General features: G+C 45.9%; 24 protein-coding genes. 6 read left to right on the forward strand and 18 right to left on the reverse strand.

The window, feature by feature from the left end:
* Positions 1-130: 130 nt before the first annotated feature.
* The 14 genes from pgpA to TW84_RS13180 form a co-directional block, all read right to left on the reverse strand.
* Positions 131-637 (reverse strand): phosphatidylglycerophosphatase A, encoded by a 507-nt coding sequence (gene pgpA / locus TW84_RS13115; RefSeq protein WP_045976094.1) that lies wholly within the window; start codon positions 635-637, stop codon positions 131-133.
* Positions 638-651: 14 nt separating this feature from the next.
* Positions 652-1,617 carry a thiamine-phosphate kinase gene (gene thiL, locus TW84_RS13120; RefSeq protein ID WP_045976095.1) on the reverse strand — a complete coding sequence of 322 codons (966 nt, stop codon included), beginning with the start codon at positions 1,615-1,617 and terminating at the stop codon, positions 652-654.
* Positions 1,618-1,683: 66 nt separating this feature from the next.
* Positions 1,684-2,151: a transcription antitermination factor NusB gene (gene nusB, locus TW84_RS13125; RefSeq protein WP_006957918.1), complete on the reverse strand. Its 468-nt coding sequence runs from the start codon at positions 2,149-2,151 to the stop codon at positions 1,684-1,686.
* On the reverse strand, positions 2,151-2,621 hold the full coding sequence (gene ribH, locus TW84_RS13130) for a 6,7-dimethyl-8-ribityllumazine synthase (RefSeq protein ID WP_006957919.1): 471 nt from the start codon (positions 2,619-2,621) through the stop codon (positions 2,151-2,153). Before ribH ends, nusB begins: the two co-directional genes overlap by 1 nt.
* A 177-nt stretch (positions 2,622-2,798) precedes the next feature.
* Complete coding sequence (gene ribBA, locus TW84_RS13135) at positions 2,799-3,908, reverse strand: bifunctional 3,4-dihydroxy-2-butanone-4-phosphate synthase/GTP cyclohydrolase II (RefSeq protein ID WP_045976096.1); 1,110 nt, start codon at positions 3,906-3,908, stop codon at positions 2,799-2,801.
* Between the two features lie 80 nt (positions 3,909-3,988).
* Positions 3,989-4,639, reverse strand: a complete 651-nt coding sequence (locus TW84_RS13140) for a riboflavin synthase (RefSeq protein ID WP_045976097.1) — start codon at positions 4,637-4,639, stop codon at positions 3,989-3,991.
* Positions 4,640-4,641: 2 nt separating this feature from the next.
* The gene (gene ribD, locus TW84_RS13145; protein ID WP_045976098.1) at positions 4,642-5,748 is read right to left on the reverse strand and encodes a bifunctional diaminohydroxyphosphoribosylaminopyrimidine deaminase/5-amino-6-(5-phosphoribosylamino)uracil reductase RibD; all 1,107 of its coding nucleotides are present in this window, start codon (positions 5,746-5,748) and stop codon (positions 4,642-4,644) included.
* A gap of 13 nt (positions 5,749-5,761) precedes the next feature.
* A complete protein-coding gene (gene nrdR, locus TW84_RS13150; RefSeq protein ID WP_006957923.1) occupies positions 5,762-6,211 on the reverse strand; it encodes a transcriptional regulator NrdR in 450 nt (149 codons plus the stop codon).
* A gap of 232 nt (positions 6,212-6,443) precedes the next feature.
* Positions 6,444-7,694, reverse strand: a complete 1,251-nt coding sequence (locus TW84_RS13155) for a glutamate-5-semialdehyde dehydrogenase (RefSeq protein WP_045976099.1) — start codon at positions 7,692-7,694, stop codon at positions 6,444-6,446.
* A 14-nt stretch (positions 7,695-7,708) separates the two neighbouring features.
* A complete protein-coding gene (gene proB / locus TW84_RS13160) occupies positions 7,709-8,842 on the reverse strand; it encodes a glutamate 5-kinase (RefSeq protein WP_045976100.1) in 1,134 nt (377 codons plus the stop codon).
* A 179-nt stretch (positions 8,843-9,021) separates the two neighbouring features.
* Positions 9,022-9,411 carry a sigma factor-binding protein Crl gene (crl, locus tag TW84_RS13165; RefSeq protein ID WP_045976101.1) on the reverse strand — a complete coding sequence of 130 codons (390 nt, stop codon included), beginning with the start codon at positions 9,409-9,411 and terminating at the stop codon, positions 9,022-9,024.
* Positions 9,412-9,533: 122 nt separating this feature from the next.
* A complete protein-coding gene (frsA, locus tag TW84_RS13170; protein ID WP_045976102.1) occupies positions 9,534-10,781 on the reverse strand; it encodes an esterase FrsA in 1,248 nt (415 codons plus the stop codon).
* Between the two features lie 216 nt (positions 10,782-10,997).
* The gene (gene gpt, locus TW84_RS13175; protein ID WP_006957928.1) at positions 10,998-11,462 is read right to left on the reverse strand and encodes a xanthine phosphoribosyltransferase; all 465 of its coding nucleotides are present in this window, start codon (positions 11,460-11,462) and stop codon (positions 10,998-11,000) included.
* A gap of 79 nt (positions 11,463-11,541) precedes the next feature.
* Positions 11,542-12,831: an NCS2 family permease gene (locus TW84_RS13180; RefSeq protein ID WP_045976103.1), complete on the reverse strand. Its 1,290-nt coding sequence runs from the start codon at positions 12,829-12,831 to the stop codon at positions 11,542-11,544.
* Positions 12,832-13,847: 1,016 nt separating this feature from the next.
* Here TW84_RS13180 and TW84_RS13185 point away from each other — a divergent pair.
* From TW84_RS13185 to TW84_RS13200, 4 genes are all read left to right on the forward strand, one after another.
* A complete protein-coding gene (locus tag TW84_RS13185) occupies positions 13,848-15,320 on the forward strand; it encodes an aminoacyl-histidine dipeptidase (RefSeq protein ID WP_045976104.1) in 1,473 nt (490 codons plus the stop codon).
* A 270-nt stretch (positions 15,321-15,590) separates the two neighbouring features.
* The gene (locus TW84_RS13190) at positions 15,591-16,034 is read left to right on the forward strand and encodes an ATP-dependent zinc protease family protein (protein WP_045976105.1); all 444 of its coding nucleotides are present in this window, start codon (positions 15,591-15,593) and stop codon (positions 16,032-16,034) included.
* Positions 16,031-16,936 carry a 30S ribosomal protein S6--L-glutamate ligase gene (gene rimK, locus TW84_RS13195; protein ID WP_006957932.1) on the forward strand — a complete coding sequence of 302 codons (906 nt, stop codon included), beginning with the start codon at positions 16,031-16,033 and terminating at the stop codon, positions 16,934-16,936. The genes TW84_RS13190 and rimK overlap by 4 nt, the downstream gene beginning before the upstream one ends.
* Positions 16,923-17,987, forward strand: coding sequence for a succinylglutamate desuccinylase/aspartoacylase family protein (locus tag TW84_RS13200; RefSeq protein WP_409458611.1), 1,065 nt, complete (start codon positions 16,923-16,925; stop codon positions 17,985-17,987). Before rimK ends, TW84_RS13200 begins: the two co-directional genes overlap by 14 nt.
* 66 nt (positions 17,988-18,053) lie before the next feature.
* Here TW84_RS13200 and TW84_RS13205 read toward each other — a convergent pair whose 3' ends face one another.
* Positions 18,054-19,418, reverse strand: a complete 1,365-nt coding sequence (locus TW84_RS13205; RefSeq protein ID WP_045976107.1) for a sodium-dependent transporter — start codon at positions 19,416-19,418, stop codon at positions 18,054-18,056.
* Between the two features lie 332 nt (positions 19,419-19,750).
* On the opposite strand from TW84_RS13205, the gene TW84_RS13210 reads away from it, so the two are divergent.
* The gene (locus TW84_RS13210) at positions 19,751-22,294 is read left to right on the forward strand and encodes an Ig-like domain-containing protein (protein ID WP_045976108.1); all 2,544 of its coding nucleotides are present in this window, start codon (positions 19,751-19,753) and stop codon (positions 22,292-22,294) included.
* Positions 22,295-22,333: 39 nt separating this feature from the next.
* On the opposite strand, the gene TW84_RS13215 is transcribed toward TW84_RS13210, so the two are convergent.
* Both TW84_RS13215 and TW84_RS13220 read right to left on the reverse strand, forming a co-directional pair.
* Positions 22,334-23,077 carry a YggN family protein gene (locus TW84_RS13215; RefSeq protein ID WP_045976109.1) on the reverse strand — a complete coding sequence of 248 codons (744 nt, stop codon included), beginning with the start codon at positions 23,075-23,077 and terminating at the stop codon, positions 22,334-22,336.
* A gap of 56 nt (positions 23,078-23,133) precedes the next feature.
* Positions 23,134-23,610, reverse strand: coding sequence for a GreA/GreB family elongation factor (locus tag TW84_RS13220; protein ID WP_045976110.1), 477 nt, complete (start codon positions 23,608-23,610; stop codon positions 23,134-23,136).
* 77 nt (positions 23,611-23,687) lie between these two features.
* Here TW84_RS13220 and TW84_RS13225 point away from each other — a divergent pair, with 77 nt between their 5' ends.
* The gene (locus TW84_RS13225) at positions 23,688-25,619 is read left to right on the forward strand and encodes a RecQ family ATP-dependent DNA helicase (RefSeq protein WP_045976111.1); all 1,932 of its coding nucleotides are present in this window, start codon (positions 23,688-23,690) and stop codon (positions 25,617-25,619) included.
* Positions 25,620-25,625: 6 nt separating this feature from the next.
* On the opposite strand, the gene dinB is transcribed toward TW84_RS13225, so the two are convergent.
* On the reverse strand, positions 25,626-26,693 hold the full coding sequence (dinB, locus tag TW84_RS13230; RefSeq protein ID WP_045976112.1) for a DNA polymerase IV: 1,068 nt from the start codon (positions 26,691-26,693) through the stop codon (positions 25,626-25,628).
* Positions 26,694-26,713: the final 20 nt, after the last annotated feature.

Genomic DNA, 26,713 nt, shown 5'->3' on the forward strand with positions numbered 1-26,713 from the left:
CTCTCGAAGGGCGAAGCCCGTTCCCGCTTTCCAAAAGCGAAGCGCTCCCGTTCTCCATAGGACACAGTCCGTTCTCACATCTCGCAGGACGAAGTCCGTTCCCGCTTTCCATAGGGCAACGCCCGTTCCCTTACACCAGCCAACCCGAGTATTTACCCACAAAGTAAAGCGCAACACCCGCCATTATGCCCGCAACGATATCGTCCAGCATAATACCCAAGCCACCATGGACACGCTTATCTAGCCAACCAATCGGCCATGGTTTAACCATATCAAAGAAACGAAACAACACGAACCCAGTCAGTACCCATTTCCAGTCCGTCACTGAAAGTTGAAACAATGGCACCACCAACATAGTTATCCAAAAACCGGCAAACTCATCCCATACGATGGAACCATGGTCGTGGACTCCCATGTCATCGGAGGTCACCTGACATATTTTGATTCCAATTAAGCAAGAAGCGACTACAACCACGATGTATACAGGCAAAGGTAACTGAACCAAAAGGAAGTAGAAAGGGACTGCAGCCAATGTGCCCATCGTTCCGGGAACAACAGGAGAAAGGCCACTGCCAAAGCCTGTAGCGAGTAAGTGCCAAGGGTTTTTCAATGAGATAAGTGAAAGTGGATTTGTCATTATACTACTTAGAATTATTTAAAGTGATCATAGCCTTGCAGCATCCAATCTAATGCTTGCCCTTGCTGGTGCAACTCAAACGTTCCTTGTGGTCGTATTTGACCAATACAGGTAATCTTAGCGCCACAATGCGCAAGAGCACTCTCGATGGAGCCTTTATTATACTCAGGTACCGTAAAGCACAGTTCGTACTCTTCCCCGCTGGATAACGCATATTGTTGAGCTTTAGATAAAGTGCCCGTAAATTGGATAAGCGCATTAGAGACAGGTAACAGCGAGACGTCAAGGCTTGCCCCAACAGAAGAACGTTTCAGAATGTGTTGTAGATCTGAAATCAAACCATCTGAAATATCGATAGCTGAGCTGGCGAGATTAAGGAGTGCTTGACCAACTAAAACGCGAGGCGTTGAGAGATAGTGGCGTTGTTCTAACTCCAGAGCAAAAGGCTGGGACTTCAGTTCCGGGTTGAGGATTACATCCAGACCAGCTTTGCTGTCTCCTAAATCACCCGTGACATAAACCCAATCACCCACTTGAGCCCCATCACGACGTAGTGCTTTATCTGGATCAACCAATCCTTGCACAGTGAGCGTTAGACTTAACGGGCCTTTAGTAGTATCACCACCAATCAACTGCACCCCATAATAATCCGCAAGCTCAAAAAATGCTTCACAGAAAGGTGCCAGCCAAGCTTCATCGGGTTCAGGCATCGTCAAGGCAAATGACACCCATGCTGGTGTTGCGCCCATAGCAGCGAGATCACTGATGTTGGATGCTAATGCTTTATGGGCAACCCAAGCCGGGTTGGCACTTTCAAGAAAATGAGTCCCTGATACCAGCGTATCTGTGCTGATCGCGACAGAGAGTCCCTCAGGTACTTTGACCAAGGCGCAATCATCACCAGCCGCCAACAAAACATCTTTACGTGATGCTTGACGACCAACAAAATACGTTTCGATTAGATTAAATTCACCAGACATAGTACTCAATGTAACGTTAGGCATAAAAAAGGTCAGCACTTGCTGACCTTTTTTTATCAATTCGACTTATTTTTTGCGAACGTGAGGCGCGGCTTTGTCTAGCACACCGTTAACAAATTTGTGGCTCTCTTCAGCAGCGAACACTTTAGCTAGTTCGATAGCTTCATTGATGACCACTTTGTAAGGCACATCTTCACGACGCGTCATTTCATACATAGCAAGACGAAGCAAAGCCAGCTCCATCATGTCCAAATCTTGCATTGGACGAGCAGTATAAGGACGAATCTTGCTGTCTAGCTCTGTGTGACTTAGCACAACACCTGTTAGCAGGTCACGGAAGTATGCAACGTCAGTGTCTGGTGCAACAAGCGCTGGTTCAGCAGCATGATGCTCTTCTTCATCATACTTACCACCAGATAAGAACTGCTCTTCGATAGTGGCAACATTCTCTTTAGTAATTTGCCATGAGTAGATCGCTTGTAGAGCGAATCGACGTGCATTACGACGTGCGGCTGGTTTCACACTGGCCCCCATTAGGAATCGATTTCAGATAGAACGTTTATCATTTCAAGTGCGCTTAGTGCAGCCTCTGCACCTTTATTACCAGCCTTGGTTCCCGCGCGCTCAATAGCTTGATCAATTGTATCAACGGTCAGTACACCAAACGCAACTGGAAGGCTGTATTCCAGAGACACTTGTGCAAGGCCTTTGTTACATTCACTGCAAACATAGTCAAAGTGAGGTGTGCCGCCACGAATAACAGTACCCAGAGATACGATTGCATCGAACTTGCCTGTTTTCGCTACTCGCTGAGCGACCAATGGAAGTTCAACCGCACCCGGACAGCGAACAACTGTGATGTTATCTTCGCTGATTTGTCCATGACGCTTTAAAGTATCGATTGCACCAGACAATAGACTTTCGTTAATAAAACTGTTGAAACGAGAAATAACGATAGCAATTTTTGCGTTTGGCGCTGGGAAGCCACCCTCGATCACTTTCATAAGCTTTCCTTTAACTATGTTCATCAAGTGAGAATCGCCGGATTCTAGCACAAATCTGTGAGCAATATCTAATGGAAATTTAGCATTACTCAATTAGCAGATCGGCGTTAAAAACAAAGAAGGCAATTGGTTTATCACCCTTTGCCTTCTCATCCAACCTAGTCGTTTTCTGTCTGCTTATTCACAAACGTATTCAACCACATTAAGACCAAAACCTCCCAAAGCGTGGTATTTCTTATTGGTGGATGAAAGTAGACGCATGTCATGTACACCCAAATCCGCCAAAATCTGCGAACCGACACCAACACGTCGTGATGTCCCTTGTTTCTTCGCTAAGGTTGGCGCTTCACCTTTATCTTGGGCTTCAAACATTTTTACTCGGTGAATAAGCAGGTCCGTTGACTCTTCATTACCAAGAATCACCAAAACGCCACCTTCTTCGCCAATACGTTTCATTGCTTTATCTAGCGTCCAGCTTCTTTCCGCATTGCGGTCGCTGCGCAACAAATCAGTAAACGTATCCTGGAGGTGAACTCGAACCAATGGTGTTTTTTCTTGCACGTCGCCTTTGCACAAGGCGTAGTGGACCTGGTTGTCGATCGTATCGCGGAAAGTCACCAATTCAAATTCGCCGTATTCTGTCGGCAATTTGCACTCTGCAACACGCTCAATCGTCGTTTCTGTGTTGTTGCGGTATTCGATCAAGTCAGCAATCGTACCTAACTTAATATTATGTTTCTCAGCGAAGATTTCTAGATCAGGGCGACGGGCCATTGTGCCGTCATCATTAAGGATCTCAACAATAACACCGGAAGGTTCTAAACCAGCAAGGCGAGCTAAATCACAGCCTGCTTCTGTATGCCCAGCACGAGTGAGAACGCCCCCTTCCTGCGCGGCAAGTGGGAAGATATGTCCAGGTTGAACCAAGTCTGCCGCTTTGGCGTCTTTTGCGACCGCAGCTTGCACAGTGCGCGCACGATCGGCAGCTGAAATTCCCGTTGTAACGCCTTCCGCAGCTTCAATAGAAACAGTGAAGTTGGTAGTATACTGTGCGTTATTGTCCTGAACCATAGGCGGTAAACCTAAACGCTCACAACGTTCTTTGGTCATCGTAAGGCAGATCAAGCCACGACCATGAGTCGCCATGAAGTTGATTGCTTCAGGAGTGACATGTTCGGCCGCCATGATCAGATCGCCTTCATTTTCACGATCTTCATCATCCATCAGGATGACCATTTTACCTAGTCGAATATCTTCGATGATTTCTTGAGGCGTACTAATTGGCATTTCTCTAGTTCCTGTTATCTGGGCACTTGGCGACTTGATTCTGTGTCAAAACCCAGCTCCTAGGCTGGGTATCTGCTAATTTATGCAAAACCGTTTTGCTGGAGAAATTCCATAGTCAAACTCGATTCTGGCTGCTCATTTTGGCTGGTCAATAAACGTTCCATGTAACGCGCTAGTACGTCCACTTCCAAATTGACTGTTCGTCCAACATGGAAATCTGCGATGGTCGTCTCTTCTCCAGTGTGAGGTACTATCGTAAGTTTGAAGGCATTTTTGCGTAGAGCATTCACCGTCAGGCTAATACCATCCACAGTAACGGAGCCTTTCTCAGCAACATATTTGCATAGCTCTTCAGGCATGGAAACCCAAAACTCAATAGCCCGCCCTACCTGGTTACGTTCAGTAATTTCACCGACGCCATCCACGTGACCAGATACTATATGGCCACCAAAGCGCGTGGTTGGCAACATCGCTTTTTCTAGATTAACCTTGCCACCCACTTGATAATCAGTGAATCCAGTTTTGTTCAATGTTTCTAACGATAAATCAGCGCTGTAGCTGGTTGAATTGAAATCAACCACAGTCAAACACACGCCATTTGTTGCAATACTGTCTCCGAGTTTGACGTCTGACATATCCAGCTTACCCACTTCAACGGTGACACTAACATCTTCACCTTTTGGAGTAATCGCTGTTAGCGTACCAACAGCTTCAATAATTCCTGTAAACATAGTTACACTTCTTTGTTCTTAAGTCGGGCTACAAGTCGAATGTCTTGGCCAACTTGCCTGATATCTTGAATATCGAGTTCAATAACCTCTGCCATCGACTCTAGGCCAAGCGCACCTAATAACCCTCGACCATCGCTGCCCATAATTTTAGGTGCTAGGTACAATATTAACTCATCCACTAAGCCCTCTTTAATCAGACTGCTTGCCAGAGTGGCACCCGCTTCAACCCATAGGTGATTAATATTGTGATGGGAGACTAGGTTTGCAAATACTGATGTCAAATCGATTTGCTCTGAGTCATTAAGTAAAGGATCCATATCGCCTTGTGCGGAGACAACAATACGCTTACCGTCAGTGGAATAGAACTTGAGCTCGGAAGATAGCAGTTGCTGACGATCTAACACCACTCTGACAGGTTGGCGCACTTCACTTTCAGGCAGCTTAGCCTGCACAGATTCAGGTAACTCAGACCAGCGTAGATTCAGTGATGCGTTATCCTCGATCACCGTTTTGCTTGTCGATAAGATAGCGCCAGCTTGAGCACGATAGTGTTGCACATCTTGCCTTGCCTGAGGAGAAGTGATCCACTGACTTTGACCATTACTCAGCGCGGTTTGGCCATCAAGGCTGGCAGCCATTTTCAGTTGCACAAATGGCATTCCGGTTTTCATACGTTTGATGAAAGCAGAATTCAGAGCCATTGCATCGCTTTCTAACAATCCAACCTGAACCTCAATACCCGCGTCACGCAGCATTTTAATGCCACGCCCGGCTACTTGTGGGTTTGGGTCTTCCATCGCGCAAATCACTTTCGCAACCTTAGCTTTGATCAAACCTTCAGCGCATGGAGGAGTACGCCCGTAATGAGAGCAAGGCTCAAGGGTGACATAAGCGGTCGCCCCTATAGACTTATCGCCTGCCATTTTTAGTGCATGGACTTCGGCATGAGGTTCACCAGCACGATAGTGAAAGCCTTCACCAATGATGTCGTCATCAAGAGCAATAACACAGCCAACGTTCGGGTTTGGTGCCGTGGTATAAATGCCGCGTTTCGCCAATTTAATCGCACGCGACATCATTTGATAATCTAGAGGAGTGAATTCAGACATTTTACTTTAACCTTTAATCTTCTAGTCGGGCAATTTCTTCGCCAAACTCACGAATATCTTCAAAGCTACGGTAAACGGATGCAAAGCGAATATAAGCAACTTTATCTAGTTCTTTAAGCTGATCCATAACCAAATTACCGATCATTTCACTCGGTACTTCACGCTCTCCAGTCGCTCGCAGCTGAGACTTGATCATACTAATAGCCAGTTCAACAGAGTCTGCGCTCACGGGGCGCTTTTCCAATGCTCGCTGCAAACCACCAACCATTTTATCTTCATTGAATGGTTCGCGATTTCCATTGGATTTAATCACACGAGGCATCACCAGCTCAGCGGTTTCGAATGTGGTAAAGCGTTCGCTACAAGCTAGGCACTGCCTGCGACGACGAACCTGATGACCATCAGCCACCAGACGAGAATCAATCACTTTCGTGTCATTCTCAGAGCAAAAAGGACAATGCATATCACCTCCATAATATACTCAAACAACCTCTGGCGATTAACGCACGTTGATGAAACGAACAAAGGCACTTTGTTGATAAAATTACCAACGAAAAACCCTTTAGAGATAAGTTGTTACCACGTAAACGAAGTCATTTGAGTATATCGCAGCTAGTGTAGCGGATTTGGTAAAGTGAAGAAAAGCAAAAGGGACGAAAATCGCCCCCTTTTTCGTATAGGAATACTGAGTTTTGTTAACTACGCGGTAGGTAGTTGGCCTTTCCTACCCATTTGTAGCTGGTTAGCTCCTCCAATCCCATTGGACCGCGAGCATGCAGTTTCTGTGTAGACACCGCCACCTCAGCCCCTAAACCGAACTGCGCGCCATCGGTAAATCGAGTAGAGGCGTTGACGTACACAGCAGCAGAACCCACTGAATTGATGAACAGCTCCGAGTTTTCTAAACTGTTCGTCATAATTGCATCAGAGTGGCTGGCATTATGCACTCGCATATGATCGATAGCTTGTTTGACATCCTCAACCACTTTGACCCCAAGAGTGTAACTGAGCCATTCCGTATCAAAGTCGCCTTCGCCACTATCACGAATCTGCTTAGCATTGGCCATCAAAGCCTTTGCTTGAGGCTCTGCAACAAAGGTGACTTTCTCTTCCATGCGAGCTTTCAACATTGGCAAAAACTCGGCTGCGATAGCTTGGTGAACCAATAAAGTATCCAGAGCGTTACAAGCCGAAGGGCGCTGTACTTTCGCATTCTCGACGACTTCCAGAGATTTTTGGAGATCAGCGCTCTCATCAACAAATACATGGCTGATACCAAAGCCGCCGATAATGACAGGGATAGTACTGTTTTCTTTACACATTTTGTGAAGGCCAGCACCACCACGTGGAATGATCATGTCGACGTAATCATCCAGCTTAAGCAGCTGAGAAACCAGCTCTCGATCCGGTTTCTCAATATACTGAACTGAGGCTGCAGGCAGCTCTGCTTTAGCCAGCGCAGACTGAATAACCTTAACCAGTTCCATATTGGAGAAAAATGTCTCTTTACCACCACGGAGGATACTTGCGTTACCCGTCTTCAAACACAAGGCGGCAATATCAATGGTCACATTCGGTCGCGCTTCATAGATCACGCCAACGACCCCTAATGGCACTCGACGGCGAGATAAAGACATGCCGTTTTCCAGCACTTTACTGTCAATTTCACTGCCAACAGGATCATTAAGACTAATCACGTTACGTACATCATTGGCAATACCTGCCAAACGCGCTTCGTTAAGCAGTAAACGATCCAGTAACGCTTCTGTTAAACCAGCTCCACGGCCCAGTTCAATATCTTTGGCATTTGCTGCCAAAATGGTTTCTGCGTTGGCTTCGAGTTCATCGGCGATGATCGCTAATGCTTGGTTCTTTTGCGCCGTTGATGCTGTTGCTAGTTGGAAAGCTGCGTCTTTGGCAGCTTGCCCCATAGAAATCAGTTCCACTGTCTTTACCTCAATTATTCCTGAATTACGACCATATCATCGCGGTGCAGCACTTCGCTGCCGTAGTCATAACCCAAAATTCCTAAAATATCTTTACTGTGCTTGCCAATTATCTTGCTCATGTCTTGGCTTGAGTAACTGGAAATCCCACGCGCGACCAAAGCACCGCTCTTATCAGTCACACGCACCACCTCACCACGGGCAAATTCACCACTCACGTGAGTCACTCCCTTTGCCAATAGACTGCTCCCTTTATCGATAACAGCTTTCACCGCTCCATCATCGATAACAATATCACCGGATGCAGCAGGACCGGCCAGAATCCAGCGCTTGCGACTTTCAAGTGCTTCTTCAATGGGCAAAAAACGGGTGCCTTGTGGTGCTTCACCTAATGAATCAAACACCACATCAGGCGCACTGCCAGCTGCGATGATCACTTCAATTCCAGCTCGTCGAGCAATATCCGCCGCCTGAAGTTTAGTTGCCATCCCGCCTGTACCTAGCGTTGTACCACTGCCTCCAGCGATTTTGCGTAGCGTGTCATCAATGGTTTTCACTTCTTTAATCAATTCAGCGTTTGGATCTTTGCGCGGATCAGCGGTAAACAGACCTTTTTGGTCCGTCAAGAGCAACAGCTTGTTGGCTCCACACAAAATACCCACTAGAGCAGATAAGTTATCGTTGTCACCGACTTTAATCTCACTGGTCGCTACGGCATCATTTTCGTTAACGATAGGAATGATATCGTTATCAACCAACGCATTAATAGTATCGCGGGCATTCAAGAATCGTTCACGATCTTCCATATCCGCACGAGTTAGCAACATCTGGCCAATCTTAATACCATAAATACCAAATAACGCTTCCCAAGTTTGAATCAGCTGACTCTGGCCCACAGCTGCTAACAGTTGTTTATTCGCCATTGAGTTAGGGAGTGCGGGGTAACCGAGGTGCTCTCGACCAGCCGCAATTGCGCCAGACGATACCATGACCACAGAGTGGCCCAATTTTTGTAGCTCTGCACACTGGCGGGCTAGCTCAACCATATGAGCTCTGTCCAACGCCAAAGTGCCACCAGTTAATACACTGGTACCCAGTTTCACAACCACAGTTTGACGCTGTGTCGCTTGTCCGCATTTTTGATTCATTGTCTTTCTGCTATGAAAAATAAAGAGTTCACCGATTAGCCTACTGATTGCATAACTTTACATGTCACTGGCAAATTGGGTCATGGACCTGATGTTTTAACAATCAAAGCACAAATTCACAAGTAGAAAAGGCGCCGTTGAGCGCCTTTTTATTTGGGAAAATGGTTATGAGGAAAAAATCAGACGAATTCGACCGATTCTTTGTGTAAATCGACACTCATATTGAATTCCGTCTCCAACGTTTCCAATAGTTTTTTATGGAAACCTTCTTGGGTGCGAAACACTTCTTCTATGGCTTTTTTCGGAAGTTTTTCATCCATCCAATCGCCCTTAACATCATAAAGACCAGTGCGGTAACGAGCTGCGAATGTCTGCCCTTCTTGTTCAAGCTCTAGCCACCATCCCCAGAACTCTCGTTCTTCTGGCGATTTTTTGTCATTCACACACACAGAAAGGCAATCAAAAAGGTAGCGACCTTCTTCACATTGAGACTCTCTGAGGTAAGGGCCAATGGCCTTTAGTGTGGACAACAAACGGTAATGAGTTGGATTCTTTGGCTGTTCAGACATAATGAATCTCCATATTCAAAATCTGTTGTGATTATTCGTTGTAATTATGACGAGCAAGTTAAACAGGACTAATTAGCTTGGGTATTGCTCTTATATGAGTCTTGCCTAATTTATTAGATTTGTCATCTAATTAGCTCCTCCTCCAACCACTTAATCGCCAAATCGAGGGATTGCTCATAACCTTGTGTAATTGTTTTTGCACTGATTTTCTTCGCTTTTCCGTAATCACTAAACAAGGCAACCAGTTGATTGTCACTGTAGGGTGAAACCGGATCGCTTTCGAGACTCATTGCCAGAATAGGCACCTTAGTTTTACGGTTGGACAAAATGCCTTGAACCTTAAGTGACCAAGCCATTAACTGACCCGCCAAACTGTTGACGTCGACGGCGTTTTTCCCTAAGCGTGAGGCTAAAACATCCAAGTACATTTTCGGCATTTTCTTTAGCTTTTCCGGCGATGAAAGCACATCATGAATAGGTGCTCCCAAGCTGACACACGCTTTAATTTTGTCTGGCTCCATAAAAGACAACCTAACCAGCGCATTGCCACCAAACCTGAACCCAATCAACCCAACTCTATGGTGATCAATCCAAGGAATGTGGAATAACTCGTTCAATACGGCTTGATGGAGACAAGAAGTATCTTCCGTCAATGTCCAGTGGCTGTTGTGTCCGACGGAGGGCATATCCACAGTCAACATGGCGATATCTTTCTTAGCTAGATGATCACGGAATAACTTCCACATGTCCGTTTGTAAGCTATCTAAGCCCGCACTGACCATTACCACGGGTTGTGGTTTATCTGTTTTAGTCAGATGGAGGTGAGCCAAGATACGTTTGTTCTGGTAGGGAACTTCTATCTGCTTAACGATGTATTTTGTCTTCTTCGACGCTTCAGTATAAGCACTACTAGCAAGGACCTGAGCCTGGACCGCCAAGTTGTCATTCTTAAGGTGCGGGTAACCTGCAATACTAAAGCACAAAGAAGCGTTGAACAGCTCATCGGCAGCTTCTTCACCCTTTAATCCATTAGAACGTTTATGGTGCTGCATACCCAACTTAGTCCACTCGTACGTCCAATTACCGCTGTGATAGCCCATTACGGTATCCAGCCACTCATCGTGGGTACGTGAATGTTTTGAGGATGCAATCTTGGCGAGAACAGCTTCGAGCTCAATAGGGTCTATACCTTGCCATACCCACTGCATTCGACGCAGATTTCGATACCATTTAAAGCCATCTTGTTCACGCTTTTGATCCAACACCGACTGGCTGCTGGGCATGTATTGTGTCAACGCAGAGGTTTCTTTGGCTTGTTTATGATTGGTGAACAGGGTTTCAGAGAGGTTTTTGCTCACTTCTTCAGACATAAGATGACCTAATGGGAATAATTTCCCACATTGTATACCTGTCGCGAGGTAAAAGTCAGATAAGAATCAAGGTTCGAAGTATTGGCTTACGAAAAGTCATAAAAGGAGGCCAAAGAAATATAGGGTAGCCTTCAGAAAGCGAAAAAAGCCAATGCTCAACCAACAAAAATGACCCATTTAGGGCCATTTCACTTTAATTGAACCACTCAGGAAAGGTTATTTTTGCTTGCGATTGATCGGTTCAGCGTACTGAATCGACATATCCCAAGGCTGTTCAATCCACGTTTCCTGTGCAATATCAACCACATAATCATCAAGGAGAGCAGCACCAGATGGTTTCGCACATACTGCGATCAATTTTGCTTTCGGATACAGTTCACGCAGCTTGCGAGCGGTATCACCACTGTCCACTAAATCTTCGACGATTAAGTAACCTTCGCCGTCACCTTCAGGTGCTTTCAAGACGCTCATATCACGTTGGTGATCATGATCATAACTAGAGATACAAATAGTATCAACATAACGAATACCTAGTTCACGAGCGAGAATTGCACCTGGAACAAGACCACCCCGACTTACGGCCCAGATACCTTTCCACTGCTCTGCCGGCATTTGCTGCTCAGCAAGCTCACGACAATAACTGTGCATTTGATCCCAAGTAATAATGAATTTCTTACTCATTGTTCTAAACCTAATAATAAAAGTTGAGGGGCAGTCCATTCCACTCAGCGCAGAACGTTCGACCCCTTAATGAAGTTCTTTAAGCAACAATGTACTTGAAGATAAAGATTGCTGACATCACCCATACACTGAGGGAAACATCACGACCTTTACCACTGAATAACTTGATTGCCGCATAAGCGATGAAACCGAGAGAAATACCTTCCGCAATAGAGAAAGTCAGAGGCATCAACAAACAGGTAACAACAACAGGTGCCGCCTCTGTCAGGTCTCGCCAATCGATGCTCACCAGACCAGAAAGCATAAGAATCGCCACGTAAAATAGCGCACCAGCTGTTGCATAGGCAGGGATCATACCAGCCAATGGCGAGAAGAAAAGAGCAAGAAGGAACAAAATACCAACAACAACCGCCGTTAGACCTGTTCGACCTCCAGCGGCAACCCCCGATACGCTCTCAATGTAAGAGGTCGTATTGGATGTCCCCAAAAGAGCCCCCACTGAAGTCGCGGTCGAATCAGCAAGAAGGGCTTTGTTTAGACGAGGAATTTTACCATCTTTATCCATCAGACCAGCTTTTTGAGATACCCCGACTAGCGTGCCAGCAGTATCAAATAAGTCGACGAAAAGGAAAGCAAAAACCACTGAAATCATACCGATCTCAAATACCGCAGAGAAGTCCAACTGCATAAAGGTCGGAGCAATGCTTGGTGGGGTTGACATGATCCCCCCCCATTGCACATCACCAAACACCAGACCTAAGCCTGTAACCGCCAAAATAGCGATCATCACCGCACCTTTTACGCCACGGTGAACCAGTGCGATAGTTAAGAAAAAACCAATTGAGGCTAATACCGCAGGTAGTGAAGTAATCGCTCCAAGAGAAACAAGCGTGGCTGGATTATCAACCACAATGCCTGCATTCTTTAGCGCGATAAATGCTAAGAACAAACCAATCCCCGCAGAGATACCCGTGCGCAAAGAAAGTGGGATGGAGTTTATGATCCACTCTCGGATCTTAAACACACTCAGTAGAATGAATAGCACACCGGATACAAATACTGCAGCTAGAGCTACTTGCCATGTATAGCCCATACCCAGAACAACGGCGTAGGTGAAAAAGGCATTCAGCCCCATTCCCGGTGCCTGAGCAATTGGGTAGTTAGCGACAAAGCCCATGATGAAGCAGCCGATAGCGGCTGCGAGACAGGTCGCTACGAAGACAGCACCACGATCCATACCGGCATCAGCCAAAATGGCCGGATTGACAAAGATGATGTAAGCCATGGTAAGGAAAGTTGTCATACCGGCTATGATCTCAGTTTTTACATTCGTTCCGTGTTCACTGAGCTTGAATATTTTTTCGAACATAATCGAATTCCAAAGGGTAAAAGTAAACGGTTGCGTAATCGATTGGCGGAATTATAAAGTCTACAAATGGCAAATTCCAGATAGAATTAGGGCTCTAATCAACATTTATATCTATAAAACTCGAACTCAAATGCACCACCTGAAGGAACATTAGTAAAAAATCCTGTTAGTTCAATGAATAACGGTAATCCATCTATGAGTTTTTGAAGGGTGATTTTTTCAACCATGTCGTAAACTTACATTGAAGAAAAAGCGCTGGAGCGAGGTTGGATATGTGTTTACGCGAATAATGTGAAGCAAAACTGATGAAAATAAGAAAACCATGCTATTAGAGGCGTTATATTCAGCAGATAAAAAAACGCCACTCAAATTGAGTGGCGGTTGAATCATGTCAGCAAACTGTGAGCTGTAATAAAATTCCAATTATAGGGGTGAACAAACTTGTTCGAGAGTCACAAGTTCGGAATTAGTAACCGAAGCTCGTTGGGTATGCAAAATTGCCAGTGTAAACAGAGTTGTTTATCCAGAACGCTGCACTTGGTAAACCTTTCATAACTATCACCTTCTAAATCAATGAAAACAGATAACAAATATTGATTTCTCGGTTCCTTGGAGGCGACAAATCGGACTCATCCTTTGAGCATTTTCTCTTCGCTTTCGAAGTTGGTTACTAATATACCCCAAAGAAAATTAATTACAACAACAAAAGTGACAAAAGTCACATAAATTTCTATAAATGACCGAGATCAAATGAATTTAGTAATTAAATTACAGAAATATTAATTTGGATGTTATTTTTATTACACACAATAAGAATTCAGACTCACATGGCAAAACGATTGAATCTAGGTTCTGTGATGGCAGCGAAACATTTCGTTTCTGCTTTGACTACTACCTAACCTTAGGTAGTGCTATTCTGTGCCTCTCTACCCAATAGGTCAGATTTGGTTTTTTGTTCGTTTAATTGACTAAGTTTCCTAACAAGATCTGGCATTATTATGATTAAGGAGTCATCCGTGTCTGAATTCCATTCTGAAATCAGCAACTTATCACCTGCACCATTATGGCAGTTTTTCGATAAGATCTGCTCAATCCCTCACCCTTCTAAGCATGAAGAAGCGCTCGCTCAATACATTGTGGACTGGGCAACTGAGCAAGGGCTTGATGTCCGTCGCGATCCGACGGGCAATGTCTTCATTAAAAAGCCAGCCACACTTGGCATGGAAAACAAGAAAGGGGTCGTTCTTCAAGCGCACATCGATATGGTGCCGCAAAAGAACGAAGACACAGATCATGACTTCACTAAAGATCCTATCCAGCCTTATATAGACGGTGAATGGGTCACCGCAAAAGGTACTACTCTAGGTGCAGACAACGGTATGGGTATGGCATCTTGTCTAGCAGTACTCGCCTCTACCGATATCAAACACGGTCCGATTGAAGTACTTCTGACTATTGATGAAGAAGCAGGCATGACTGGTGCCTTCGGCCTGGAAGCCGGATGGCTAGAAGGTGAGATTCTGCTGAACACCGATTCAGAGCAAGAAGGCGAAGTCTACATGGGCTGTGCGGGCGGTATTGATGGCGAAATGACATTCGACATCAAGCGCGAAGCTATCCCAGCAGGCTACGTAACTCGCCAACTCGTATTGAAAGGCCTGAAAGGCGGCCACTCTGGTTGTGATATCCATACTGGTCGTGGTAACGCCAACAAACTTGTCGCTCGTTTCCTAGCAGGTCACGCACAAGAGCTGGATCTACGTCTGGTTGAATTCCGTGGCGGTAGCCTGCGTAATGCGATTCCACGTGAAGCATTCGTAACTGTCGCTATCCCAGCAGAAAACGAAGCGAAGCTGACTAAACTCTTCAACTTCTACACTGATTTGCTGAAGCAAGAGTTAGGAAAAATAGAAACAGACATCGTTTCATTCAACGAAGCCATCGAAACTAGTGAGCAAGTGCTGGCCATTGCTGATCAGCAACGTTTTATCGCTGCACTGAATGCATGCCCTAACGGTGTGATCCGCATGAGTGACGAGATCGAAGGCGTAGTTGAAACGTCTCTGAACGTAGGTGTTGTTACCACAGAGAGCAATAAGATCAACGTACTTTGCCTAGTGCGTTCATTGATTGACTCAGGTCGTCATCAAGTTGAAAGTATGCTGACATCCGTAGCGGAACTGGCAGGATCTAAGATTGCTTTCTCTGGTGCATACCCGGGGTGGAAGCCAGATGCAGACTCTGAAATCATGGCTATCTTCCGCGACATGTACGAAGGCATTTACGGCCACAAACCAAACATCATGGTTATCCATGCTGGCCTAGAGTGTGGCCTGTTTAAAGAACCATATCCGAACATGGACATGGTTTCATTTGGTCCAACGATCAAATTCCCACATTCGCCAGACGAGAAAGTGAAAATCGACACGGTTGCTCTATTCTGGGATCAAATGGTCGCACTATTGGAAGCGATTCCAGAGAAAGCCTAACCCGTTCCTCATATAGAAAACCAACTCAAAAGCCAGCGGAAAACGCTGGCTTTTTTGTTATCGACTTTGATAATCAATTTTTGTCGTCATGGTGAAATTAATTCGTTAGTCACCCTCACCTCTCGCTGATACAGTCGCCGCCGTTGAAGCGCCATAGGCAATCCACCTTGCCCACTTCAACCCCTATAACAGATACACGCTATCCGTTATACCGGGGGATGCTCGGTTCTCAGAGCATCTTGATTACTTTCTCAATGTAAATGAAATGCTATGAACGAAAAACTGCTAGTGGGCTGGCGAGAAACCCTGAGCCTTCCTGAGTTAGGTATAGAAAAGATCAAGGCAAAAATTGATACCGGAGCCAGAACTTCGTGTCTACACACATTCAAAATCGAGTGCTTCCATAAGGAGGCTGAGCTATGGGTCAGATTCTGGATTCATCCCTTGCAGCGTGATACCTCACAAGAGATGGTGTGCGAAGCCAAAGTCGTCGACCAGCGTGTGGTACGCGATTCTGGAGGTCATGAGGAAACACGTTATGTGATTGAATCAACAATCCGACTCGGTCAACGAAGTTGGAAAGCAGAACTAACGTTGACCAATCGTGAAAACATGGCATTTCGCATGTTGTTAGGCCGGACGGCAATGCACCATCGCATACTTGTCGACCCTGTTAAATCGTTTTTAATCCCCTTTGAGGAAAGCCAACAATGAAAATCGGTATTCTGTCTCGCAACGCCAACTTGTACTCAACCAAGCGTTTGATCGAAGCGTGTCAGAAACGTGGTCACGACGTCAAAGTGATCGATGCGCTACGCTGCTATATGAACATTAACTCGGACAAACCTGAGATTCACTTTAAAGGCGAAGAGTTATCGGGGTTCGATGCCATCATTCCACGTATTGGTGCGTCCGTGACTTTTTACGGCACCGCTGTACTGCGCCAATTTGAAATGATGGGGGTTTACCCAGTCAACGAGTCAGTGGCTATTACGCGCTCACGCGACAAACTGCGTTCAATGCAGTTGCTGTCTCGCAAAGGCATAGGCATGCCGGTTACCGGATTTGCTAGCAAACCCGATGATGTCAAAGACTTACTAGACATGGTCGGCGGCGCTCCAGTCGTGATCAAGCTACTTGAAGGCACTCAAGGCATTGGTGTGGTATTAGCGGAAACACGTAAAGCAGCAGAAAGTGTCGTCGAAGCTTTCATGGGACTGAAAGCCAATATCATGGTTCAGGAATACATTAAGGAAGCGGGTGGCGCTGATATTCGATGCTTTGTAATTGGCGATAAGGTTATCGCGGCCATGAAGCGTCAGGGAGCAGAAGGTGAGTTTCGCTCTAACCTGCACCGTGGTGGCAGCGCATCACTCATCAAAATCACACCAGAAGAGCGTCGCACTGCGATTGCTGCGGCAAAGGTCATGGGACTCAACGTTGCTGGAGTGGATCTGCTAAGATCGGAGCGAGGTCCTTTGGTGATGGAAGTCAACTCTTCACCGGGTTTAGAGGGAATTGAAGCAGCAACAGGCAAAGACATTGCAGGTATGATTGTTGAGTTTATCGAGAAAAATGCCTCAACCAAAAGGACCAGAACTCGTGGCAAAGGCTAAAAAAAATCGCGTGTTTGACATTCTCGGCGAGCAAATCTCACCGGGACAAAGAAAAATGGTAGAGCTAGAGTCAGCAAAACTCTATACCCATTCCCCTTTGTCGATCCCAATCGAAGTTATCAATGGGAAGTTTGCAGGGCCAACGATGATGGTTAATGCCGCCATCCATGGTGATGAGCTCAATGGCGTTGAGGTTGTTCGCCAATTAATCAACACCATTGATGCACAAAAACTGAAAGGCACTGTGATCGCAGTGCCTATCGTAAACGTGTTTGGCTTTATTCATAAATCACGATATTTACCAGATAGGCGCGACCTGAATCGCTGTTTTCCCGGCAGTGAAAAAGGCTCGCTGGCTTCTCGAATGGCCAGTGCTTTTTTCAATCAGGTAGCAAAGCGTTGTGACTATATTCTCGACTTACATACTGGCGCGATTCATCGCACTAACCTACCGCAGATACGGGCCGATTTGAGCAATCCCGAAACACTGCGAATTGCACAGGCCTTTGCCACACCTGTCATTGTTGATGCTCCTTTAAGAGATGGTTCACTTCGTAGTGAGGCCGAGCGTCTGGGGATCCCTGTGCTGACTTACGAAGCGGGAGAAGCATTGCGATTTGAGCCCATTTGCATCAATGCAGGTTTCATTGGTGTAAAACGTGTAATGCAAGCCATTGGCATGTTACGACCAAGCCGTAAAAAGCTTCCAGAACCCGTGATCGCAAAGTCCACCAGTTGGATACGAGCAGAAAGCGATGGGATTCTGCGTACGGTAGTGACACTGGGGGAAAAAGTAACGAAAGGCCAAACGTTAGCCTTCATAAGCGCACCGCTGGGACACAGTGAAGTTGAGCTAAAAGCCCATAAGGGAGGTATTGTGATTGGCCAGCAAACTCTCCCATTAGTTAATGAAGGAGATGCGGTATTTCATTTGGCTTATTTTGTTGAAGACGCCAAACAAGTGGAACAAGTTGTAGAAGAGTTTATTGTAGAAGTGAACGATGCTGACCTAGAGCCACTGACAACGGGTCAAATTCAATCCTCATCTTAACCAAAAAACCGCTTACACCCTATTTGATGTAAGCGGTTTTTCTTCAAGTATCGCTTATCAAGTTGATTAACCAAACGACGCCCAGATCACCGTGGCAACCAATACAGGGCAGACAAACTTGACGTAAGCTGGCCACAGCTTCCCAAACCAACCTTGCGTAAATTCAGGGTAACCTTGCTTAAGTTCTTTGATTTTCGAGTGACGATTCCACACCCAACCGCCGAACAAACAGAAAAGTAATGCCGCAGCAGGTTGAAGGTACTGCGTTGCAGCTGTTGCAACCAAGCCAAATAGAGCACCAAAATTAAATACTATTATGATGCTCACCAAAGCAATTAAACCACCGAGAATCCAGCTTGTGGTACTGCGTTTAGTGTTAAAACGTTCACCGACTAGCGCAACTGGACATTCCAGCATAGAGATGGAAGAAGTCAGTGCTGCAATTGTAAGGAGTAGGAAGAACACAATCGCAAATAGCTGGCCTAACAAACCAAGACTATCAAACATCAAAGGCAATACTTGGAAAACCAGAGTATCTGAACTGAGCAGAGAACCATCCTCAGCATAGATCTGTACACCTTTCTGCATCGCCACAAACATCGCGGGCATCACTACTAGACCCGCGATAAAAGCAACCGCTGTATCTACCAGAGTCACATTCATTGCCATTTTCGGCAAGTTCTCTTTCTTGCTAAGGTAAGAGCCATAAATCAACATGGAACAACCACCAATGGTCAGAGAAAAGAAGCCCTGCCCCATGGCTGCGAGAATCAATTTTCGGTCCATCACCTTGTCAAAATCTGGGACAAGATAATGCTTAAGTCCTTCCATCGCGCCAGATTGAGTCATGATATAAATGAACAATAAGCCAAATAGAATGAACAAAGCAGGCATCAAGCGCGTCGACCATTTTTCGATACCTTGTTTGACCCCACCCTGTACGATGAGAATTGTCAGCACGTAGAAAACAAGGGTGCCAAACAGGTTACGTTCAACACTGAATCCCTTAAACCAAGCACTTGCGGCTTGAATGCCTACCACATCGGCCACAGCACCAAACAAAAAACAGATCAACCAACCGCCGACAATGCTGTAGAACGCCAACACAGCGCTTGGGACACTTAAACCTATCCATCCAACAAAGCCACCGACCTTTTTAGCGAGTGGATTAGAGCTGAGAGAGCGCATGCTATCAACAGGGTTGGCCTGACCATGACGACCGATCGCCATTTCAACCACCAACATGGGAAACGCCACCAGCAAAATCATCACTAGATATACCAATAGAAAGGCTCCACCACCATTACTGGCAGCTTGAGTTGGGAAGCCCCAAATATTGCCTAAACCAACCGCAGCACCTGCTGCCGCTAGAATAAAGCCTAAACGAGAGCCAAAGTGCTCACGTGTTTGAAAATTGTCTGCTTGTGCCATACCGCTTAACTTGCACCAATAAACTAGTTGACTAGTACAATATTACAAAATTCATATTCACTCCAGCCATAAGGGTATTAAGTAACCAGTTTTAGACAAATAAATAGAAAATTAAGCTGTACATTAATTAATACAAAGCATTTTTAACCAATGAGTAAGGGAAGTTTGAAGCGTGAAGTGTGCCGAACAACCAATGCAATGAAAGAATCCAGACAATTTTCATCGTGATATCCAACGAATAAAATCCAAATAATCATTAAGTTAGCGGGAAAAGATCAGCATCTTCGCTATTGGTTATGAGTTGGTTTACTACATCCATTAAGGAGAGAAAAATGGGTTCGAATCTGCTCAGAGTTACCATCGCCGCAGCATTAGGGCTAAGCTACCAAGCACAAGCCTATGACTGCATTGGCTTGGAGGTTTGGGATAGCAATACGGTATACACATCTGGAGATCTAGTTCAGACATCCAATCATGCTTATCAAGCCAGTCATTGGACACAGGGTAATGACCCCGTCAGAAATTCTGGGGATTGGCAAACATGGCAAGACCTTGGACAATGCGACACTGGCAGTGGTAACACCGCTCCAGCAGTATCTATAGTTTCTCCTGTCAATAACGCTGAGATCCCCGAAGGCACAGCCACCACAATACAGGCTTCCGCCAGTGATAGCGATGGCAGCATCGCTCATGTGATCTTCATGGTTGATGGTCAGAACATCGCAACGGTCTCGCAAGCACCTTATCAAGCAGATTGGACAGCGATCGCAGATGCAACCACCATTTCCATTATTGCCACTGACAATGAAAGCGCAACATCAGAAACGCAGATTGCAATCAGCGTCACCTTAGCTGGCGAACCGATCCCTCCTTCGGTCACTTTAACCAGTCCTTCAGGCAGCGAGCAATTAACGGAAGGCGACCTTCTCACATTGAGCGCGAATGCCTCCGACACCGATGGCAGCGTTGATAAAGTCGAATTTTTTGTTGATGGACAATTGATTGCCAGCGATACATCCGCACCCTATGAAGTCACGTGGACTTCAGTCAGTGGCACTCATAACATCAAAGCCAAAGCCACAGACAACGGTAACCAAACTACTTCAACACAAGAGGTATCAATGGTTGTAGCCAGCAAGGCAGCAGGTGGCTGTGCAGGGCTACCAACCTATACCGCAGGGTCCAACTACAGTACGGGTCAGCTGGTACAGAACCATAATCAAAAATACCGTTGTGACATCGCTGGTTGGTGTTCTTCAGCTGCTGCTTGGGCCTATGAACCAGGACAAGGAGATTATTGGGAGCAAGCCTGGACGGGGTTAGGTGCTTGCGCGGCTCCACCAACGGTAACCATCACTCACCCTAGTGACAATCAAATATTGCTCGCTGGCAGCACGGTCAGTTTCTCTGCTGATGCATCAGACTCGGATGGGACAATAAACCAAGTCGAATTCTTCGCTGGCAATAACAGCCTAGGTGTAGTGACACAGCCACCTTACTCAGTGAGTTGGACAGCGACTCAAATTGGCTTAAATAGCCTCAAAGCAGTCGCGACAGACAATGAAAACAACACGGGCGAAGCGATGGTTTCGGTGACAGTCAGTGATCAAGACTTAGTGGTAGCATTGACATCACCAGCACCGGGCCAAACCGTCGGGTTAGGTAAATCGGTCCAGTTTGCCGCCGATGCAACATCGCTGTCTGCCAGCGTGAAGCAGGTCGATTTCTTAGTCAACGGAGCCACTGTCGGTACCGATACTACTGCTCCATACAGTTTTAACTGGACCGCAGGTGCAGTAGGTCGTTATACCGTAGCAGCCAAAGCCATAGATTCAACCAACAGCGAAGTGACGTCCGATGCTGCGACAATATCTGTCGAAGAACAGACAGAAAAAACACATAAGTTGATCGGATATTGGCATAACTTCGTCAACGGTGCAGGGTGCCCAATGCGATTGGCAGATATGTCACAAGCTTGGGATGTTATCGACATTGCATTTGCCGAAAATGATCGCACCAGCGATGGTACTGTCCACTTTAACCTTTACTCTGGTGATATCCATAGCAGTTGTGCTGCACTTGACCCAGCTCAGTTCAAACAAGACATGGCGGCACTACAAGCTAAAGGTAAGAAGTTTGTCCTTTCTCTTGGTGGTGCAGAAGGCACGATAACGCTCAATACTGATCAGGATGAAGCCAACTTTGTCGCCAGCTTGACTGACATCATCAATGAGTGGGGTTTCGATGGTCTTGATGTCGACTTAGAGAGTGGTTCTAATCTGGTCCATGGCTCGCAAATTCAAGCGCGTTTAGGCCGGGCACTACTACAAATCGAGCAAAACATGGGCGGAGATATGTACCTGACAATGGCGCCAGAGCATCCTTATGTTCAAGGCGGGTTCGTCGCTTACAGCGGTATTTGGGGCGCCTACATTCCGATTATTAACGATACACGCAGTACACTAGATCTTCTCCACGTACAGCTTTATAACAATGGTGGCCTGCCGAATCCTTACACGCAAGGTAGCGCTGCTGAAGGCTCTATCGATATGATGGTTGCACAATCTAAGATGCTGATTGAAGGTTTTGAGCTGGCAGATGGAACTCAGTTTGCGCCGCTTCGAGATGAACAAGTCGCTATCGGCTTGCCATCAGGCCCTAGCTCAGCGAACTCAGGGCAAGCACCGACTCAGAATATTCTTGACGCATTGGATTGTCTAACTAAAGGCACACGCTGTGGCTCAGTCACTCCTGCCTTTAACTATCCTAACTATGCGGGTGTAATGACCTGGTCAATTAACTGGGATGAGCACGATGGGTTCATCTTCTCAGGTCCTGTTGGCGACAAGCTGACCCAGATGAATAACCGCCAATAAAAAAGAGAGCGCCGTTTGGCGCTCTTCTCTTATCGGGAATTAAATAGTGAAAATCTGATAATCTTTTAGCTGTGGAATTTTTTTATGCAATTCCTGCTCTTGCTCTACCATGTTGTCAAGTGAGTCACAAAATTCCTGACTCTGTTTCTCCACGCCAACGGAGTGCTCTTCAAGTCTTTTTGCAATTCGCTCTTTTAGCTCACTCATAGTGTTTGTCATTTCTGTCAGGTTCAGACCGCCTTCCGCTTTCATTTTTTCCGACATCGCATTGAATGCGCTGGTGATGAACTCTTCATTGAACAGCTTCTTCGCACTTTCAAAATCTTCCGCCCACGTTTCACGCAGTGAGCCAAAGCTGTCGGCTGGTAAAACCAAATCGCCATTCTGATAATAACGGGCTTCAATATCAGCGTAGAACTTCTGCATGGAGGCTTTCACACTATCAAAAGCTTCCGGTGCATCGAAGCTTTGGCCAACATCATCGATGATATCATTCGCCAAAGCCAAACCATTTCGAGCAATCTGCTTTGCTCGTGGCAAGTAATCATTTAAATTGCTGCGATAGTCAGCAACTGCTTGCTGCTGTGACGCATCTAAAGGGATGACTTCACCATGAATCGTCAAAGTGTTATCGGCATTCACGATCGCACTGTCACCGCTGACTTGATGGATCTCTAACGTCTCACCATTGAGGCGGATACCATTTTTCAAATCGACCTGACACTGAGCTGCGTACGCTTGACTCACCACAAGCAACGGGATGGTCATTAGAATTCGTTTCATTTTAATCTCACCATATTGACTCTTCGCTACCCTAACAAAAACCCAAAGCACTTGTGTCAAATTATTGTATCGACCTCATAGTTAAAGGTAGTTGTCGCGACCTGATACTCTATTTCATCCCCCATGACCTTACCCTTCATCGCAAAGCCGAGTGGTGAATCGAACGTGACCAACATGACTTCCTGTTGCTTGTGCTGAACTTTCAAACCACCCGCACAAGGGGCAACAAAAAACCATCGACATTTATCTTCCAGATCAATCAAACAAACCAGACTACCAAGAGTGATTCGCTCTGATTGTTGTGGTAGTTTAAGTTGACCCATGACACTCAGATTTCGCTCGCCGTCCTGTACACGCATTGCCTGTCCATGGGCAAGGTAGGATGCCTCAAGCGCCAAGGTATCATACTTATGTTCTGGAACAGTTTCTTCATCAGTAGCAGACTCGATTGCGCGTTGAGTCGCACGGTGAGCAACCTCAAGGGATTGTTGCATGGAAGATAGAATAGTTTGCAATAGCTCCAATTTGTTCATACTAAAATCATGTTCCTCCCCTCTTAATACCTCTAGAATACTATGTCAGGCACTTTCGTCATACTGGTAATAGGCAAATGCAAACATCCGGCAACCAAGATCAAATTCACGCTACATTGCGTACCGCTTTTGGCTTTGAACAACTTAGAGACGGGCAATATCAAGTCATAGATAAGGTTTTGGACGGCAAATCCTGCGCAGCGATTTTCCCAACGGGTTCAGGAAAGTCTCTTTGTTATCAGTTATCTGCTATGTGTTTACCACATCTGACCTTAGTCATTTCTCCTCTACTAGCCTTAATGAAAGATCAGCTCGAGTTCTTGCATAGCAAAGGGATCGCAGCAGCGTCTCTCAACTCCAGCCAAAGCAAGGAAGAAGCCCAACGGATCATGGCGCAAGTACGTAATCGCGATGTCAAGATCCTAATGGTTTCTGTCGAACGATTGAAAAACGAGCGTTTTCGTCACTTTTTATCTCAGCTTAGTATCTCGCAATTGGTTGTCGATGAAGCACACTGTATCTCAGAATGGGGACACAATTTTCGCCCTGACTACCTAAAGCTTCCTCAGTTTCAACAAGAACTCGCTATTCCTCAAGTTCTCCTTTTAACCGCGACGGCAACGCAAGCGGTACTAGATGACATGAGTAAGAAATTCAACATAGCGCCGCATGACATTACGGTCACTGGTTTTTATCGACCTAATCTAGACATTTCAGTCGTGCCCTGTTCGCAAGCACAAAAAAAGGACGCCTTGTTGTCCGTCATCAACCAAGATCCAAAGTTACCGACCATTGTGTACGTGACCCAGCAGAACAGTGCCGAATTTATAGCCAAGCTACTCACTGAACAAGGTGTCAAAGCAAAGGCCTATCACGCGGGGCTAGATAGTGAAACCAGAGAACGAATTCAACAGGATTTTATGTCTGGTCAAACAGATTGCATTGCCGCTACCATTGCTTTTGGGATGGGAGTAGATAAATCAGATATCCGTCGCGTGATTCATTTTGATTTACCTAAATCAATTGAAAACTATGCGCAAGAAATTGGCCGTGCAGGTCGAGACGGACAAACTTCACAATGTATTTTGCTCGCCAACGAGGACGGTGTGTGTACGTTAGAAAATTTTGTCTACGGAGATACGCCTGAATACGATGAAATCCATAATGTCATTCAGCAGGCTGTTACGTCAGAGCGAAACTGGGAAGTAGTTATCTCTCGTCTTTCTTCAAACAGCAATATTCGCCAACTACCCCTAAAAACATTACTCGTATACATGGAAATGGCTAAGGTCATCACAGCCCAATACAGTTACTTCGCTGACTATCGTTTCAAATTCATCAGGCCTAAGCAAGGTATTATTGACCATTTTGATGGCGAGAGACGCCAATTTAGCGAAGCACTGTTTCACTGTTCACCACAAGCTAGGCTGTGGTGTCAGGTTGATTTTGATGCTCTGTGGCAAAGCTATAAAGGCGAACGCTCGCGTGCCGTCGCCGCACTGGATTATTTCCATCAAAATGGATGGATTGAGCTGGAAAGTAAGTTAATGACCGAAGTGTATCGGATAAGCCCACCTCAACAGTCTATCGAGGCTCTCAGTAAGCAGCTTTGGCAACTGTTTAGAAGTAAAGAACTCAGTGACGTCAAACGTATTCACAATCTTTTAGCACTGTTTAAATCCAAACACTGTTTGAGTAAGGCACTGGCAAACTATTTTTCAGACAGCCAAGCTCCAGAGGCGTGTGGTCATTGCAGCGTATGTCGTGGAGAACAGCATGCTTGGCCTAATACGACACACCCACAACTAGAACGCCAACAGATTGCTGATTGGCTGGCTCCTCTGCAAGGAAAATCCGCCTCACCACTATCCAACAACCTCAAAACGAAGTTCCTGTGCGGCATTGCGACCCCTTGGTTTACAAAAGTCAAAGCACGCAGCTTAACAGGGTTTGGCAAACTCAGTGAGCATCCATATCAGCGAGTACTGAGCGAAGTTGAGTCGATTTAGCTGGCGTCAGAAAAAGCTCAGCTGTTTGGTCTGCTCTTCAGGCTTAAGCATCACGTTTAGGCCTAATAGTCGAATCTCGCGCCCTTGTTGGCGTTTAAGAATGTCACGCAATAAATCTTTGAAGTAATCCAGCTCAAGTTCAGAGTGTATGTGTTCAATCGTCGTGAGCTGGAAATCGGCAAACTTGAGTTTGATGCCCTGCTTGATAATGGCTTTCTCAGGAGAAGCTTTGATCAATCTTGTTTCCAGCTCAGGAAAGAGCTTATGTTCAATAACCTGCCAACACTCGTCATAAGTACTGATATTTTCACTGAACGTCCGCTCGACACCTACGGACTTCCGTTCACGCTCAACGACCACCTCTCGCCGGTCAATACCATGACTCTTTTTCCACAGAGAGGCGCCTAATCGGCCAAAGCGTAATAACAGCTCACGATAATCACTGTTTTTCACATCCTCACAGAGATAAAAACCGGCCTGATGCAATTTTTCTAAACTCACCTTTCCCACTCCAGGGATTTTTTCTAACGGTAGCTTATCGACAACTTGCTGCACTTTGTCAGGCGGTATCACATATTGCCCATTAGGCTTGTTCATGTCCGATGCAACTTTTGCCAAAAACTTTACTGGAGCAACACCAGCCGATGCGGTCAGTTGCAGTTCACTAAAAATATCCCGCCGGATTGCTTCTGCAATCAATGTCGCTGAGCCATAACACTGTTGACACTCTGTCACGTCCAAAAATGCTTCATCCAAGGATAGAGGCTCAATGAGTGTCGTGTAACGGGAGAAAATCTCACGAATATGCTGAGAGGCTTGTTTGTACACCTGCATACGGCCAGGGACGACCAGTAGGTGAGGACATAATTTCAACGCTTGGCCTGTGGGCATCGCGCTTCGAATACCAAACCTTCTCGCTTCATAGTTACATGTACTTAGAACACCACGTTGCTTCTCATGCCCGCCAACGGCTAGTGGCCGTCCGCGATAGCTCGGATTATCACGCATCTCAACCGCCGCATAAAAGCAGTCCATATCAACATGAATGATCTTTCTTACTTTTTCGTCGGACATCATTACACATTAAAACTGTA

Source organism: Vibrio neptunius (assembly GCF_000967495.1).
Classification (GTDB): domain Bacteria; phylum Pseudomonadota; class Gammaproteobacteria; order Enterobacterales; family Vibrionaceae; genus Vibrio; species Vibrio neptunius.

Coding starts and splice junctions, on each gene's coding strand:
- nrdR (WP_006957923.1), bottom strand. CDS start 6,211: ATGCATTGTCCTTTTTGCTCTGAGAATGACACGAAAGTGATTGATTCT.
- crl (WP_045976101.1), bottom strand. CDS start 9,411: ATGTCTGAACAGCCAAAGAATCCAACTCATTACCGTTTGTTGTCCACA.
- TW84_RS13210 (WP_045976108.1), top strand. CDS start 19,751: ATGGGTTCGAATCTGCTCAGAGTTACCATCGCCGCAGCATTAGGGCTA.
- TW84_RS13225 (WP_045976111.1), top strand. CDS start 23,688: ATGCAAACATCCGGCAACCAAGATCAAATTCACGCTACATTGCGTACC.
- ribBA (WP_045976096.1), bottom strand. CDS start 3,908: ATGCCAATTAGTACGCCTCAAGAAATCATCGAAGATATTCGACTAGGT.
- dinB (WP_045976112.1), bottom strand. CDS start 26,693: ATGTCCGACGAAAAAGTAAGAAAGATCATTCATGTTGATATGGACTGC.
- TW84_RS13140 (WP_045976097.1), bottom strand. CDS start 4,639: ATGTTTACAGGAATTATTGAAGCTGTTGGTACGCTAACAGCGATTACT.
- TW84_RS13220 (WP_045976110.1), bottom strand. CDS start 23,610: ATGAACAAATTGGAGCTATTGCAAACTATTCTATCTTCCATGCAACAA.
- TW84_RS13190 (WP_045976105.1), top strand. CDS start 15,591: ATGAACGAAAAACTGCTAGTGGGCTGGCGAGAAACCCTGAGCCTTCCT.
- TW84_RS13180 (WP_045976103.1), bottom strand. CDS start 12,831: ATGTTCGAAAAAATATTCAAGCTCAGTGAACACGGAACGAATGTAAAA.
- ribH (WP_006957919.1), bottom strand. CDS start 2,621: ATGAAAGTGATCGAGGGTGGCTTCCCAGCGCCAAACGCAAAAATTGCT.
- TW84_RS13205 (WP_045976107.1), bottom strand. CDS start 19,418: ATGGCACAAGCAGACAATTTTCAAACACGTGAGCACTTTGGCTCTCGT.
- TW84_RS13215 (WP_045976109.1), bottom strand. CDS start 23,077: ATGAAACGAATTCTAATGACCATCCCGTTGCTTGTGGTGAGTCAAGCG.
- proB (WP_045976100.1), bottom strand. CDS start 8,842: ATGAATCAAAAATGCGGACAAGCGACACAGCGTCAAACTGTGGTTGTG.
- gpt (WP_006957928.1), bottom strand. CDS start 11,462: ATGAGTAAGAAATTCATTATTACTTGGGATCAAATGCACAGTTATTGT.
- ribD (WP_045976098.1), bottom strand. CDS start 5,748: ATGTCTGAATTCACTCCTCTAGATTATCAAATGATGTCGCGTGCGATT.
- pgpA (WP_045976094.1), bottom strand. CDS start 637: ATGACAAATCCACTTTCACTTATCTCATTGAAAAACCCTTGGCACTTA.
- nusB (WP_006957918.1), bottom strand. CDS start 2,151: ATGGGGGCCAGTGTGAAACCAGCCGCACGTCGTAATGCACGTCGATTC.
- frsA (WP_045976102.1), bottom strand. CDS start 10,781: ATGTCTGAAGAAGTGAGCAAAAACCTCTCTGAAACCCTGTTCACCAAT.
- thiL (WP_045976095.1), bottom strand. CDS start 1,617: ATGTCTGGTGAATTTAATCTAATCGAAACGTATTTTGTTGGTCGTCAA.
- rimK (WP_006957932.1), top strand. CDS start 16,031: ATGAAAATCGGTATTCTGTCTCGCAACGCCAACTTGTACTCAACCAAG.